Origin of the sequence: Leptospira andrefontaineae, assembly GCF_004770105.1 — a bacterium.
GTDB lineage: Bacteria > Spirochaetota > Leptospiria > Leptospirales > Leptospiraceae > Leptospira_B > Leptospira_B andrefontaineae.
In genome coordinates this window covers 92979-106621 of record NZ_RQEY01000019.1, presented here as the reverse complement: position 1 = coordinate 106621, position 13643 = coordinate 92979, and the positions used below count along the sequence as shown (strand labels likewise).

At 40.0% G+C, this 13643-nt stretch carries 13 protein-coding genes; 6 read left to right on the top strand and 7 right to left on the bottom strand.

Features of this window, described 5'->3' with window-relative positions; all coding sequences use genetic code 11:
* Positions 1–8: 8 nt before the first annotated feature.
* Positions 9–1925, bottom strand: a complete 1917-nt coding sequence (locus EHO65_RS14580; protein WP_135775314.1) for a gamma-glutamyltransferase family protein — start codon at positions 1923–1925, stop codon at positions 9–11.
* A gap of 181 nt (positions 1926–2106) precedes the next feature.
* Here EHO65_RS14580 and EHO65_RS14575 point away from each other — a divergent pair, with 181 nt between their 5' ends.
* Complete coding sequence (locus tag EHO65_RS14575; RefSeq protein ID WP_135775313.1) at positions 2107–3387, top strand: MFS transporter; 1281 nt, start codon at positions 2107–2109, stop codon at positions 3385–3387.
* A 36-nt stretch (positions 3388–3423) separates the two neighbouring features.
* On the opposite strand, the gene EHO65_RS14570 is transcribed toward EHO65_RS14575, so the two are convergent.
* The 4 genes from EHO65_RS14570 to EHO65_RS14555 all read right to left on the bottom strand — a co-directional run bounded on the left by EHO65_RS14570 (position 3424) and on the right by EHO65_RS14555 (position 5867).
* Positions 3424–4548 (bottom strand): TolB-like translocation protein, encoded by a 1125-nt coding sequence (locus EHO65_RS14570; RefSeq protein ID WP_135775312.1) that lies wholly within the window; start codon positions 4546–4548, stop codon positions 3424–3426.
* 84 nt (positions 4549–4632) lie between these two features.
* Positions 4633–4920, bottom strand: a complete 288-nt coding sequence (locus tag EHO65_RS14565; RefSeq protein WP_086447896.1) for an acylphosphatase — start codon at positions 4918–4920, stop codon at positions 4633–4635.
* Between the two features lie 35 nt (positions 4921–4955).
* Positions 4956–5384 (bottom strand): globin domain-containing protein, encoded by a 429-nt coding sequence (locus tag EHO65_RS14560; RefSeq protein ID WP_135775311.1) that lies wholly within the window; start codon positions 5382–5384, stop codon positions 4956–4958.
* Complete coding sequence (locus EHO65_RS14555) at positions 5385–5867, bottom strand: RNA pyrophosphohydrolase (RefSeq protein WP_135775310.1); 483 nt, start codon at positions 5865–5867, stop codon at positions 5385–5387.
* Between the two features lie 174 nt (positions 5868–6041).
* Here EHO65_RS14555 and EHO65_RS14550 point away from each other — a divergent pair, with 174 nt between their 5' ends.
* Positions 6042–6473 (top strand): SET domain-containing protein, encoded by a 432-nt coding sequence (locus EHO65_RS14550; protein ID WP_135775309.1) that lies wholly within the window; start codon positions 6042–6044, stop codon positions 6471–6473.
* 295 nt (positions 6474–6768) lie between these two features.
* Positions 6769–9144, top strand: a complete 2376-nt coding sequence (locus EHO65_RS14545) for an ATP-binding protein (protein ID WP_244243542.1) — start codon at positions 6769–6771, stop codon at positions 9142–9144.
* A 1-nt stretch (position 9145) separates the two neighbouring features.
* Here the strand turns inward: EHO65_RS14545 and EHO65_RS14540 are convergent, their stop codons facing one another.
* Positions 9146–10186, bottom strand: coding sequence for an alpha/beta hydrolase (locus EHO65_RS14540; RefSeq protein ID WP_135775308.1), 1041 nt, complete (start codon positions 10184–10186; stop codon positions 9146–9148).
* Between the two features lie 319 nt (positions 10187–10505).
* Here EHO65_RS14540 and EHO65_RS14535 point away from each other — a divergent pair, with 319 nt between their 5' ends.
* From EHO65_RS14535 to EHO65_RS14525, 3 genes are all read left to right on the top strand, one after another.
* On the top strand, positions 10506–11090 hold the full coding sequence (locus EHO65_RS14535) for a tyrosine-type recombinase/integrase (protein ID WP_135775307.1): 585 nt from the start codon (positions 10506–10508) through the stop codon (positions 11088–11090).
* A gap of 180 nt (positions 11091–11270) precedes the next feature.
* The gene (locus EHO65_RS14530) at positions 11271–11606 is read left to right on the top strand and encodes an STAS domain-containing protein (RefSeq protein WP_020769420.1); all 336 of its coding nucleotides are present in this window, start codon (positions 11271–11273) and stop codon (positions 11604–11606) included.
* Between the two features lie 22 nt (positions 11607–11628).
* Complete coding sequence (locus EHO65_RS14525; protein ID WP_135775306.1) at positions 11629–13125, top strand: ArnT family glycosyltransferase; 1497 nt, start codon at positions 11629–11631, stop codon at positions 13123–13125.
* Here the strand turns inward: EHO65_RS14525 and EHO65_RS14520 are convergent, their stop codons facing one another.
* On the bottom strand, positions 13126–13623 hold the full coding sequence (locus EHO65_RS14520; protein ID WP_135775305.1) for an acyl-CoA thioesterase: 498 nt from the start codon (positions 13621–13623) through the stop codon (positions 13126–13128). It lies immediately after the preceding gene.
* Positions 13624–13643 lie beyond the last annotated feature (20 nt).

Here is a 13643-nt window from a genome sequence, read left to right as displayed (position 1 = left end):
TACCTCTTTTATTTTCCTTCCGCCCAGGATTCTTTTCTTGGGTCGGCCCCGCCATATAAAATCCCAGTTTTAGGATCTTTTAAAGAAATACAAGGAGCCCCAAAATCATATTCCCATTTTTCTCTTTCTTTGACTTCGTAACCGAGAGCTTCGAGAGCTTTTCCTTCTTTTTTATAGATATCTTCTTCTAATTCTATTCTTCCCGGATAATATTTATGAGGGGAGAAGGCGTCGGGCCAGTTCAAAGATCGGAAACGTGGAGCATTCACTGCTTCTTGTGGATCCATTCCAAAAACGACTAAATTTAAGAATACTTGGACCACTGCCTGAGTTTGCATGTCCCCGCCTGGAGTCCCGAAGCTCATCCAAAATTTTCCGTCTTTAAATACCATGGAAGCGTTAGGCGTAATTGTAGGTCTTTTTCCCGGAACCAAAGCGGACGGATGATTTGGGTCTAAACGGAATTGGGTCATTCTAATTCCTAAAGTGATATCACCTTCTATAATTGGTGATTGGGGAAAATCACTTGGAGTTAAGGATAAGGAATTTCCTTTAGAGTCTATAATGCTTAGATAAGTCGTGTCTCTTCCTATTTTTCCGGAATTTGTCCTTTCCCAAAAACTTGGAGTAAGATCAAAGAGAGGTTCCTCATTAACTGCAAGAATATCTTCTTTTTGATATGCGATCTTTTTGGCGTTAGCAGGAGATTCGAATAAGAATGGGTTTCCCGGCGGCGGAATTTTTCCGAAGGCCTTGGATTGCAGAAGTTTTCTTCTTTCCGCTGCATATTCTTTGCTGAGTAGGCCTTTTTCCGGAACCGAAACATAAGCAGGATCTCCAAAATATTTTTCACGATCCGCCATCGCTAGTTCGATTGCCTGAACCACTGAATGAACATACTCCTTGGAGTTATGCCCCATGGATTTTAGATCTATCCCTTCTAAAATTTGTAGAACGATCGGAACAACAGCACCTTGGTTCCAAGTACGATTGGAAAAGATTGTATAAGGCCCATAATTTCCTTGTAATGGAACTTCCCAGTCGGCGCTGTATCTAACTAGATCCGACTTAGCCATAGTACCATCATGTTCTTCGTGGGCTTTGGCGATCTTTTCTGCAATCGGTCCTTTATAAAAATAATCTCTAAGAGCTTCCAGAGACTCTAGTCGGTTTTTTCCGGAAGAAGAAGCGGCCTTCTCTGCTTCTGCCAACTCTTTTAATGTTGCGGATAACGCTGGTCTTTTAAATCTTTCTCCTGCATGAAGTGGTTTCCACCATTTATCTCCCACATAAATTTTTGCATTATAAGGAAGTAAAAACTTAAGACCTAATCTTTTGAATACTCCTATGTTCAAATTCCTCATTAGAATTTTATGAACTGGAAAACCTTCTTCTGCTATTTGGATAGCAGGTTTACTTACTTCTTCAAAAGATTTTGTGCCGTATTTTTTTAGTAATGCAACGATCACATCCGGAGATGCAGGAACCAATTGTGAAGAATATTTCAACATTGGAATAGACTCATGTCCCCGAGACTTGAAATATTCTATAGTAGCTTTTGCAGGTGCAGTCCCAACTCCGATATAACTATGAACTTTTTTATCAGCTTGGTCATAGTAAAGTAAAGGGGCCACTCCGGGAAATGAAGCCTCTTCTCCTTGGGTCACGTTCAAGACTAAAAGAGCTGCCACTCCTGCATCCGCTGCATTCCCACCTTTTTCTAATATTTCCAAAGCCGCTTTGGTCGCCAAAGGATGACCGCTTGCTACCATTAATTTAGATCCTTGCGCACTAGGCCTCTCCGTATGATACGGATCTTGGAAACTTATCGTTTCTCCAGGCCCCGAAGTTGCGTAATAGAATATTACAAGAACTAGAACGACTACTAGCATTCCCGATAAAGAATACGTTAGGATTTTTTTCATGATTTCCTCTTCACTGTGGAGAGGATCTTTCTAATTCTTCCGAAAGAACGAGCAAGATTTTTTTATATTAGAAAGCCTCGAAAGGAACGAACGTAATTTATAACTTTTGAATAGCCCCATAGTCAAATCATAGATAGGGAATTCGAGAGAATCTCCCGGTCCGAATTATAGAGGCCTAGCTTTGAGCAAACGTTTTTCTTTTCATTATGCCTGGATCGTTTTGATCGTTACATTCTTCACTTTGATCGTTGCCGCTGGAGTGAGATCCATGCCAGGAATTTTGATAGTTCCTCTCGAAAAAGAATTCGGTTGGGATAGATCTGCCATTTCGTTCGCGGTTTCCGTAAATCTTTTATTGTATGGATTAGTTGGACCATTCGCTGCAGGACTCATGAATCGTTTTGGCATAAAACGAATTATGGTATTTGCGCTCGGACTATTGATCTCGGGAATTCTGCTAACGACGATTATGCGAACAAACTGGGAACTAGTAGTTCTTTGGGGTGTGATGGTAGGATTCGGTTCCGGAATGGCAGCCTTGGTCTTAGGGGCTACAGTGGTTAATCGTTGGTTCGTTTCTCATAGAGGACTTCTCATGGGAATTTTAACAGCGAGTACCGCTACTGGACAGATCGTCTTTCTTCCGTTTTTAGCCTCTCTAACTGAGCAAGAAGGATGGAGAAACGCAGTTTATGCGGTGGCTTCTATATTAGCGATACTTCTTCCTACAGTATTTTTCTTAATGAAAGACTCCCCTAAACAATATGGACTCTTACCTTATGGGGCAAAAAGTGAAGAAGAAGGAATCCTACCTGTTTCCGGAAATCCATTCATGGAAGCCATCAACGCTCTCAAGGTCGGATTAAGATCCAGAAACTTTTGGCTTCTTGCAGGAAGTTTTTTTGTATGTGGAGCAAGTACAAACGGTCTCGTAGGAACTCACTTAGTTCCGGCATGTTCTGATCATGGAATTCCGGAAGTAAGAGCTGCAGGTCTTTTGGCACTCATGGGAATTTTCGATCTGATCGGAACAGTCGGTTCAGGTTGGTTATCCGATAGAGTGAATAACAAAATTCTGTTATTTATGTATTATGGACTGAGAGGTATCTCCTTATTATTATTACCCCAAGCATTTGATCCTGAATCAAATAAACTTTCTATATTTGCAGTGTTTTACGGATTAGATTGGATTGCTACTGTTCCACCTACAGTTGCATTAACTGCTAAAATATTCGGAAGAGAAAAAGTGGGATTGATGTTCGGTTGGGTGGTTGCGTTCCACCAAATCGGAGCTGCAGTCGCTGCATTCGGAGCGGGTTATATCCGAACTGTACAAGGAGAATACGATCTCGCATTTATGTTTGCGGGAGCATTATGCGTAATCACTGCTCTCGGGATCTTTGCAGTATCAACAGAGAAGGAAGAAGCAAAACTTTCAGAAACACCTGAATTTGCATCATGAAAGTATAATGCAATAAAGTACGAAAACGTTTTTGGACTATTCTAGGAGTTCTACTTTTCCGGAAATAGGAGTAATAGAGCGGATCTTATCTTTTTTATAATCTAGTTCGTATAGAGTATAATTATTATAAGGTCTGTATTCTTGGTCCTTGGATTGTTTTACGAATTCAGGATCTCCTAAAAAATAAACAGATCCGTTTTTAACCACAGGGAAACAACCGACAAAAGAAGAATCGTATCTTTGTTTCGTTTTTAGATCTACAACTACTATGTTCCCCAATTTTCCGTCCGCTCTTTCTGTGAAGGATAGAACTTTTCCGTCAGGACTAAAACTGATATTTACTTGCTCTTTGTTTTCTCTTGGTTCTTTGGACTGAGGGTTTATCGGAAAAGGGTAGAATGGATCCGAAAATTTGATCAATTCTCCCGTTAAAGAAGGAAGTTTATAAAGTCTGTTTTCCTTCTCCGTTGCTACACGTACTAAAACCAGATCTTCCGCAATCGTATATACGTCAGTGATCTGTAATTTCCCACTTTCTATCCAAGCTAGAGTTTTTAATTCGGAAGTTTCTAAAGAATATTTATGGATCGGGACTCTGAGAGATTCTTCTCCATGTTCAGAGTAACGAACTTCGTTGCCTATCAATACTAAATTTTTTTGGTCTGGAGAAACGTAAGGTTGGTAGCCTGGCAGAGATTTTATCTCTTTCTCCTTTTCGTAATCGTATAAAACGGTTTCCCATCGATCTGCATTTTTTCTGGAGAAGATCACAATGGATTTATCTTTTAAAAATCCGCTGTTGCCTGGGAATGCATCTCTCGTTCCTTTGATTGCCTTAACTTTAGAATTAGTTAAATTTAATAGATTCAGTTCTTTAGAAGTTCTAAAAAGAATATAGTTCTGTTTTCTAAAAACCGGAATACCCTTCTCTTGGGTTCCAGTATAAACAAGTCCAGTTTTTCCATTGATAGAAGAAATGGAGATCAGTCTTAAGATACCTTTGTCTTCCTGAACTGCATAAACAGGACTCATAAAAGAAACAGGGGTGGGAGTGACTGAGAAGATCGGGTTTTGTAAGATAATTACGATAAAGATGGATCCGAGGATCCGGAGGAGCGCAAGTTTCAGAAATTTATTTTTATGTGCATCCTTCGCTTGCATACAGTCATTCTCCGAAAAAATCCAGGTTTCGTCAGTAAAATTTATCCGATCGAACTGGATCGGCCTTCCAAAGGGATTATTAGATTAACGTTTGATCTCGAAAGTCCTAAACGTACCTTTAGCATCTTCCCAATGGATTGTAGCTTCCGTTACTTTTGCTTTAGAAGGCCCTCTTTGAACTGCTTTGTACAAATCTTCTATAAAAACTTTGTCTCCTTCAACCACTACTTCTACTTCTCCAGTTGGAAGATTCATGGTGTAACCTTTCAGTCGGCATTCTTGTGCTCTTTGTAGCACAAAATATCTAAAACCAACTCCTTGTACGGTTCCTCGGATCCTAATTTTTGCTCTAGATTCGTTTTTTGCAGCCATTCACGTTGTAACTCCTACAGCTAAATTATACTCCCTCATTCTTGAGAAGAAGCCTTATTTACCATCCAAGAGGAGAAATCCTGTAAAAACTGCCAAAGTATCTCTTTAGATTCTTCGTCTGCTTCCCAATCTTTTATCGCTTTGCGGTAACAGGAAAGCCAGACTCTTCTAGCTTTTTCGTCGATCGGAAACGGAAGATGTCTGGCTCTCATTTTTGGAGGCCCATATTTTTGAACATAATAGGGCGGACCTCCTAGAACTTGCACCATAAAGTCAGCAGACTTTACTTTGCTCTCTTCTAGATCTTCTGGAAACATTCCACGAATTTCGCTGATAGCTATTTGATCATAAAAAACAGAAACAAGTTCCCTAATGGAATCTTCTCCAACCTTTGAGAACAATTCTCTAAGACGAGGACTGGGAGGAGGAGGGCCTCCGGGAGGAGTATAAAATGTTGCACTCATCTAGAAAGATCCCTTCTTCATAAAATCCAAGATCTTAGGTTCGAACTCTTGGACTAACTTTTGGTACACATCTTTTTTAAAGGATACTACGGTCGAAAGACATTCTTGGAATGGAATGAATCTAACTCTTTCAAACTCTTGCTCATGAGCCGTTAGATCACAGTCTTCTGCTTTACCGTTCCAATATAGAAGATACCATTTTTGGGTTTGGCCTTTATACTTTTTTAAATTAGAGCTTAAATGTAAGGACTCGGGGAAATCATAATTGATCCAGCTTGGATATTCATCAATGATCTTAGCGTCTTCGATGCCTACTTCTTCTAAAAGTTCTCTTTGAGCAGCCGAGTTAGGATCTTCTCCATCATCTATTCCACCTTGAGGAAACTGCCAAGAGCCTTTAAAATTCAGTCTTTCTCCTACTAAAACCTCTCCTTTAGAGTTGAAGACTACCATTCCCACGTTCTTTCTATACGGTTTGTCCATCTAAGTAGAGATTTACATCATATATTCGATAGACAAGCCTATAAAAAAAATTGGACCTAAAGTAATACGCATTTAGTAGAAAAACATGATAAATCAATTGCGGATGGACAAAGAGAGGCCATAAGATTCTTTGGATTAATATTCCGATTCCAATAGGTGGATGTGTTTCTTACGATGTCGGTCAGATATAAAATTCGCAGACCTCAAGTATTTTCAGAGAAGGATTTCGAAATTAGGGAATCCGATATACCAGGAATCGGAATGGGGTTATTCTCCAAACAAGACTTAGTCAAAGGTGATACCGTAGGATTTTATACCGGTAGAGTGCTTAACGATAAGTCCGCAAACTCAGCTAAATACTGTGAGTCTAAATATTTACTTTGGATCTGCAAAGATCATTGGATCTACGGAGAAGGTAAAGAGTCCAACTACACTCGTTATATCAATCATAGCTCTAAGCCGAATGTGAAACTAGTGGTATCCACTCGTTGGAAGACCGCAAGATTCGAGGCAATGCGTAAGATCAAAGCAGGCGAAGAGTTATTTTTCGATTATGGCGACGAGTATTGGATCCATATAGATATTTCTCCTGTAGAGCAGAACTAAGTTCTGCTTTGACGCTTCAACTCCCGTTTAACAACGAATAGCACAGCTTTTTTCCCAAAGAAAACAAAAAGTTTTCGTGATTGTTTATTAATTTTAGTTCTATTTCCCGCAAAGAGTGGATTCTCTCTAAACAATAAAGAATATTGGAACTCGGGAGCCGGTTCTGAATTTACTATCCGACATAAAGAACAGCGGAAGAACTCCCTATATCGAAAATAAGGCACTTCCTTATTGGACTTGGGTCCTTCCGTTAATCCTATTTCATTTCGCTTCTAAGGCTTCTTTAGCCTTCCAAGTGGATACGGGGATCTCCATATCCTATCTTCCTATTCCTGTCGGTATTGTATTATGTTTTTGGTGGGGACCGGCACGCACGTTACCCGCAATGTATGCCAACGCATTGTTCACCGCCAATCTTTGGGGACTTCATGATGTAGATAAATATCCAATCTATTGTCTCTGGGAAGTTTTGGCAGTGGCTATCTCCTGGTTCTTTTTTATTAAATGGAGAAAAGGGAAAGCCTGGTTACCTGATCTAAGAGAGACAGTACGATTTGTACTCTGGGTAGCATTTCCAGCCGCGATCTGTAACGGGATTTTAGTGGCAGAAGGTCTTGTCTTATTCGGAGATCTACCTCAGGAAAAGTTGTTAGTATCCTCTTTTCAAGGGATGAGTGCCACGTTATTTGACACACTGAGTGTTTCCGTTCCGATCTTATTATGGGTAACTCCTTGGATGGAGCACAAAGGTTGGGCAAGAACGGAAGGCTCTTGGGAAAATAGGGAAACAAACTGGGACAGAACTAGGCTCAGAAATCTTAAACCTAGAAAGATCGCGGAAATTATCGCCGTATTTTTACTCTGCGGGATTTTCGGGGCGATCATACCTACTTTAGAATACTGGTTCGTATTTGCATTATTCGTTCTTTGGGCCGCATTAAGATACGGAATCACGATGGCGCTGACTGCAAATATTTGGGTGCAGATAATCACTTTAGTATTTCCAGTTCTATTTGATCGATCTGAACATTATCAATGGTTTAAGGACGATAAAGAACTTATCTTTTTAATAAACTTGGGGATCCTATGTGTAGTCTCTTTGATCACAGGAAGGGCTACGAGCGATTCCAGAAAAGAGTTACAAAAAAGAAGAAGGATAGAAGGTAAACTTCTACAGAGCAGAGAACAGTACCGAAAATTTTTCGAAGAAAATCTTTCCGCAAATTTTATCACAGATCCTTCCGGGAATATTCTGGCAGCTAATTCTTCCTTCCTAAAGATGTTCGGATTCGAAACACAATCAGAAGCTTCTCTTAAGAATTTTGCAGATTTTTTTCCTTCTTATGATGATTATTCCTTCTTCTTACAGAAAATACAGATCAGTTTCCGATTAGAAACTCATGAAGAATTTTTTCAGGACAAAAATGGCCTACCCATCCATACAACTGGAAATTATTTCGCTTCATTCAATAAATCAGGAAGTATAGATTCTATCCGAGGATATCTATTGGATGATACTCTTCGTCGTAAGTTAGAAGCGCAATTGATAGAATCTAAAAAATTGGAAACGATCGGGACCTTGGCAGGTGGGATCGCTCACGATTTTAATAATATTCTGCAGATCATCTCGGGATATGCGACTAAAATGCAATTGGAATCGTCCAAATTCGCTTCTCTTACGGACATGTCCCGTTCTATCAATGCTGCGGCTGCAAGAGGAGCAATTATAGTTCGCAGACTTCTTTCCTTGGCTAGAAAAGGAGGAGGAGGATTTAAAACGATCCTAGCCGACCAATTAGTAAATGAAACAGTAGATCTATTGGTACCAACATTCTCCGAAAAAATAAAATTCAGAAAAGAATGTAAAGAAGGACTTCCTACAATTGTGGGAGACTATTCTCAGTTAGAGCAGGTGCTAATCAATCTTTGTTTGAATGCAAGAGATGCACTTCCGGAAGGAGGAGAGATATCTATACGCGCATTTGAAGTACAAGGAGCAAATATCAGGGAATCTTTCCCACTTTCTGAACCTGCAGAATATCTCTGTATCGAAGTTTCGGATAACGGAGAAGGGATGAGCGAAGAGACTAGAAAAAGGATATTCGAACCGTTCTTCAGTACAAAAACCAAGACACAAGGAAGTGGACTTGGAATGTCCATGGTTTATGGGATCATGCAAAACCATGAAGGAATGGTGCAGGTCAGTTCCCAATTAGGCATTGGCACAAGTATTCGATTATTCTTCCCGGTTGCAAAAACGAAAACTTCTCAATTACTAAAAACCCCAGGAAAAGATCCTCAAACATCTACGGGTATTATTCTAGTTGTCGAAGAATCCCCTTATTTGTCGGAAATCCTACAAGATCAAATGTTGGCCTTGGGATTTAGATTGATCGGTGCAGACAGCACTAAAAAGGCTCACGAAATATTAAATAAATTTAAATCAACCACGGTTTTAACAGTGATCGATCTGGATTTTGAAAATCTTTCTTCCTTGGAATTTTTGGAAACCATTAAGAAAGAATGTCCTGAGTTGAAAATTTTTGTCTCCGGAACGGAGTTCGGAAATGAGACTAAGGAAAAACTTTCCGCACTCGGAATTAACGATCTTCTGGAAAAACCTTATAAAATCAGGGACCTGATCGAATTCTTTTATACGAAAAGTTTTTAAATTAGGCCGCCTTCTCTTTTACCTTCGCATTCTTAAAGAAGAATGCAAAACCCTGCACTAGATCATAGATCGCAGGTAGCTGAGCCAAAGAAATTCCTACATCTCCATGAGAGATCAAAGGTGTTAGCACTAGTTTTGATTTTTTACGAGGAAGATTTTCTTTTAAGATCACAGCTTCTTTCGCAGGGACAACATTGTCCCCCAAACCATGAACGATGGAAACATGGCAATCTAAAAGATGAAGTTTATCTTTTACTTGTAGTTCTTGTAAGAATGAACTTTGGGATCCTGCATTCGCTACGATCTCTTTCCAGACCTTTTCCCTGAAATTTTTATCTTCTCTAAGTTTGAAGAATACTTCTTTGTTTTCCGCGCTGATATTTTCCAAAACGGTAGGAAGTTCCAAGAACTCTCTGGAAAAACTTCCGTCCAAAACACAAGCCTTCAATGCGAATTCCAACTCTTCGTTTTCGGACTTGAGAGCATACTTTACGAAATTATAAAGAAGGATCATCCTTCCATACTCGTCTCCCTCGTCAGAAGTCATCACATAGTCCAAAGTGGATTGAACATCACAATAAGCGCCGATTGTAAGAATGGAAGAGATCTTTTTTCCTACTTCCGGATCAGAAGCCGCAATCAGTCCCATACTTCCCGAAAAAGAAGGAGCAATATAAGAAAGTTTTTGATCCGGGCAATATTCTTTATCGGAAGAGATATGAAGTATCAGATCTTTTATCTTTTCAACAGTCTCTTTTCGAATTCGGAACTGGGTAACTTCTACCAGCAAAGGAGAAATAACCGTATAACCCACTGCTGCTGCAGATCTACAAACCGCAGCAAATCTTGGGTCCTTATTTCCCAAGTAAGCCAATCCATTTACTGCCAAAATGGTTCCGCAAGATTTCCCTTTCGGAGAATAAAGAATCGCAGGAATTTCAAATTTGTCCGTTCTAATCGTAATCTCTTGTTCAGAGACTTTAGGAGGAGTTGGTAATTGGCAATGAAGGGCAAACTTGGCAGCCTTCCAGAAATATTTCATATTTGTATCCAAACCCGAACTCGTTAAGATCGGATAACAATTTTATGACGATTTGAAATGTCGGGGAGCAGCCGGGCGACTCACTCGCTTTGCTCGTGATCGCGCTCTACGCTCCAATCCGCTCCGCGGGATTTCCGCTGCGATCGCTGTCGCTTAGTATTTCAATGTATTTCAGGCGGATCGGAGAATCCACATTCCGAACCCCGGTAACCACTATTCCGCAAATCAATCGATCGAAATGGCGAATTCTACTTTGCAGGCATTTTCACGAATCTCATTCTCCGAGAAAAAAATCACATGATCACATTAAGGTATTCCAATGAAAAAAGAGAAAAGAAGCAGAAGAAATCTTCTGCCAGAGGACAATCCTCCATTAAGTAAGGAAGAGATCCGACTCCTTCTGAATGCATCCAGAACACACGAAAATCATTATATTTGGTTTCGAATGTTATACTCTTTCGGGCTCCAACTTTCCGAGCTGGTCTCTTTGAGGGTGGAAGATTTAGATTGGTCGAATCACAAAATATTGATCCATCATTCCCAAACTTTAAACCCCAGAAATCCTTCCATTCCATATTCGCTAAGAAGGGATTTATGGTTTATTTCTCAGGGCAAGCAGGGAGAGGACTTTTTGTTTTCGGGCAGGCTTGGCAAACTTCGGCCCAGGACTGTTCAAAAAATGTTTTCCAAACTAGAAGAATTGACGGGTCTTTGGGTTTCGGTTTTTAGATTAAGGAGAAGTTTGGCTTCTCACCTGATAGAAGCGGGCTGGGACCTGGAAAGTATCCAGGAACAATTGGGGCTTTCTTCTCAAAAATCTCTGAAAGACTTGCTCGGACAGAAACCCAAACTGGCTCCGATCAAAAAATTTCCGTTGGAGGAAATTAACGGCTCGGCGGCATAATATTCAAAATTTAGGATTTTCCAACTATAGGAGAATTGAGGGGATGGGAAAAAATTCTTGTAAAACCCCATTTCCTCACTATTTTAGTCTACGGCGAACTTTCCGTTCCCCTTTTGTAACTAAAAAAGGAAATTTTCTTTGTCGGAATATGATCTTATGGATCGTCGCTCGGAGCCTAGCTTGGAAATTAAAACGAAAAAAGTAGGGAAACACACCCTAGTCCAATTGGATGGCAGGCTGGATATCACACATTCGGACGAGGTAGAGGCAAAACTTCTAGACGATGTCCAAGCTGGAACAGGTGATATCGTTATTAACTTGCAAAATATTTCTTATATTTCTTCTTCCGGGATCAGGATCTTTGTGGGAATGGTCCGGGAACTAGAAAAGCAGAATCGAAAACTCAAACTTTGTAATATCACACCTAACGTTAAAAAAGTTTTCGATGTTGTGGAATTGTTGGATCTTTTCGAAGTCTACGAAACCGAACAAGAAGCATTAGCTACCTTAAAATAATCAGCCGGGGGCGCTTTGTATCATGGGTTCCCCCGTTAGAACAGAAGACCGATCTTCCGAAATTTACGGACTCATCGGTCTTTTCTTTTTATCCATACTTTCACTTTTAATATTTAGGATCTCCGGGTTGGAGTTTCCGCCAGTTTGGCCTGACGAGGTCTTATTCTATTCTCCCTCCTTAGATTTTGCGAAAAATGGATCCTTCCGCACGGATGTGTTGGAAGGTTTAGTAAAAGGAATGGAGACCAAAACACTTTGGATGCCTCCAGTTTTCTTTTTATTAAATGGTTGGGTCCTTCAATTTTGGGGAGATGGTCTCGAAGTTCTCAGATTATTCGCTGCGATCTTATCCGTTGCGAGTATTTGGATATTTTGGTTTATACTAAAAACATTCGATTATTCTCCGATTGCAAGACTAGGCGCATCCTTACTTTTATTTACTGATCTATTATTTTTAAGAGTAGGTTGGACTGCGAGAATGGAAGCGCTCTGTTTATTTTGGGCCCTTCTGTCCTTACTAGTACTCGCAAGAAAAGCAAAATGGAAGGGAGATAATCCTCTCAAACAGTACGAAGCATTCTTATCCGGATTTTTTTTAGGGATCTCATTTTTATCACATCCATTCGGTGCAATTTTCGGAGTGCCAGCATTACTTCTGATCCACCAAGCAAAAGCGTGGAAGGTTTGGATGTTTTGGTTGGGCGGTGCGCTGCCTATACTTGTTTGGGGAATTTGGATCCATCCTGATTGGGGAATCTTTTTCTATCAGTTCGGAGCGCAGTTTGGACGTAAAAAAGATCTATTCCAATCCTTCTCTCCAATTACAAAGATCAAAGTCTTGTTGGGCGGATATGAATCTCCTGGTTTAAGATTATTCTTTTATCTGGCATTAGCTTATGGGCTTTGGGTGGTAAGAGGAGAAATTAAAGACAAACCTAAGTCTGCGTTCTTCTTCTCTGTATGGACAGTTTCCATTCTATTCTTTTTGATCTTATCCACAGAATATTATTACGTAATGTATTTATGTATTCCTTTATCCGCTTTGGGAGGATTCTTTTTTGAAAGGATCAGAAGTAGAAGAGTACAGTTTATCGCTGCTATATTAGTATTTTCAAATATTGCAATTTTAGTGAATGCTTATAAAAGAATAGGATTCGGAAATCCGGAATTCGATCTTAAAGATAGATTTTACGAGGTTTTGGGACCGGAACTAAAAGGTTCTAAAAAGTTGTATTTACAAGCAATTCCGGATCCTTATTTCCATATTCAAAAAGAATATCCAAATTTAAAGGTTCTTGAATTTATCCCCGGAGAACTTCCTATTCCGAAAGAGGACTTCATCCAGACCTTGGATTCGATCGATACGTTCGTATTTTCCGACCGCCAAAAAAGGAATGAATTCGTTCAGGCGTATTTAGAAGAGAATTCTTCCAAGTTCAGAAAATTCAAAATCACTGCAGAACCTTCTACACTTAGAAAAGTTGCAAATGTAGAAGCAGAAGTATATCGCAGAAGATAATTAGACTTTTCCGTTATCCTTGATCTTTTTAACAAGGTTTCGATTCGCTTCTTGTCTTAAGATCGCGTTTTCGTATCTTCTGATCTCTGTTTCTGTTTCCGGTTTTATTTTAGGGATAGGGCAGGGCTTCTTATTCTCATCCAATGCAACGAATGTGAGATATGCAGTAGTTGCACGAGTCACAATCCCTGTATAAGGATTTTCCTTAGAGACTTGTACACCGATCTCTAAAGAAGATCTCCCTGCATAATTTGCGGAGGCTTTCAGGATCACGTGATCTCCCAAAGAGATCGGTTCCAGAAAATTCAGTTTGTCTACACTCGCGGTAACTGCTTCTCTCCCACAATGTCTTTGGGCAACCATGACCGCAATCAAGTCAATCCAAGACATTAAGGTCCCCCCGAAGAGGGTACCGTAATGATTGGTATGGTCAGGCATAACTATATGCCTGGTTTCCGCAGCGGATTGTTTCGGTGTTTTTGTAATTTCTTCCGACATCTATCGTTTAGACTAACAAT

What these genes read in the sequence shown, in the direction of transcription:
- EHO65_RS14535 (WP_135775307.1), top strand. Translation starts at nt 10,506, where the DNA reads ATGAAAAAAGAGAAAAGAAGCAGAAGAAATCTTCTGCCAGAGGACAAT.
- EHO65_RS14555 (WP_135775310.1), bottom strand. Translation starts at nt 5,867, where the DNA reads ATGGACAAACCGTATAGAAAGAACGTGGGAATGGTAGTCTTCAACTCT.
- EHO65_RS14540 (WP_135775308.1), bottom strand. Translation starts at nt 10,186, where the DNA reads ATGAAATATTTCTGGAAGGCTGCCAAGTTTGCCCTTCATTGCCAATTA.
- EHO65_RS14525 (WP_135775306.1), top strand. Translation starts at nt 11,629, where the DNA reads ATGGGTTCCCCCGTTAGAACAGAAGACCGATCTTCCGAAATTTACGGA.
- EHO65_RS14570 (WP_135775312.1), bottom strand. Translation starts at nt 4,548, where the DNA reads ATGCAAGCGAAGGATGCACATAAAAATAAATTTCTGAAACTTGCGCTC.
- EHO65_RS14565 (WP_086447896.1), bottom strand. Translation starts at nt 4,920, where the DNA reads ATGGCTGCAAAAAACGAATCTAGAGCAAAAATTAGGATCCGAGGAACC.
- EHO65_RS14580 (WP_135775314.1), bottom strand. Translation starts at nt 1,925, where the DNA reads ATGAAAAAAATCCTAACGTATTCTTTATCGGGAATGCTAGTAGTCGTT.
- EHO65_RS14520 (WP_135775305.1), bottom strand. Translation starts at nt 13,623, where the DNA reads ATGTCGGAAGAAATTACAAAAACACCGAAACAATCCGCTGCGGAAACC.
- EHO65_RS14550 (WP_135775309.1), top strand. Translation starts at nt 6,042, where the DNA reads ATGTCGGTCAGATATAAAATTCGCAGACCTCAAGTATTTTCAGAGAAG.
- EHO65_RS14560 (WP_135775311.1), bottom strand. Translation starts at nt 5,384, where the DNA reads ATGAGTGCAACATTTTATACTCCTCCCGGAGGCCCTCCTCCTCCCAGT.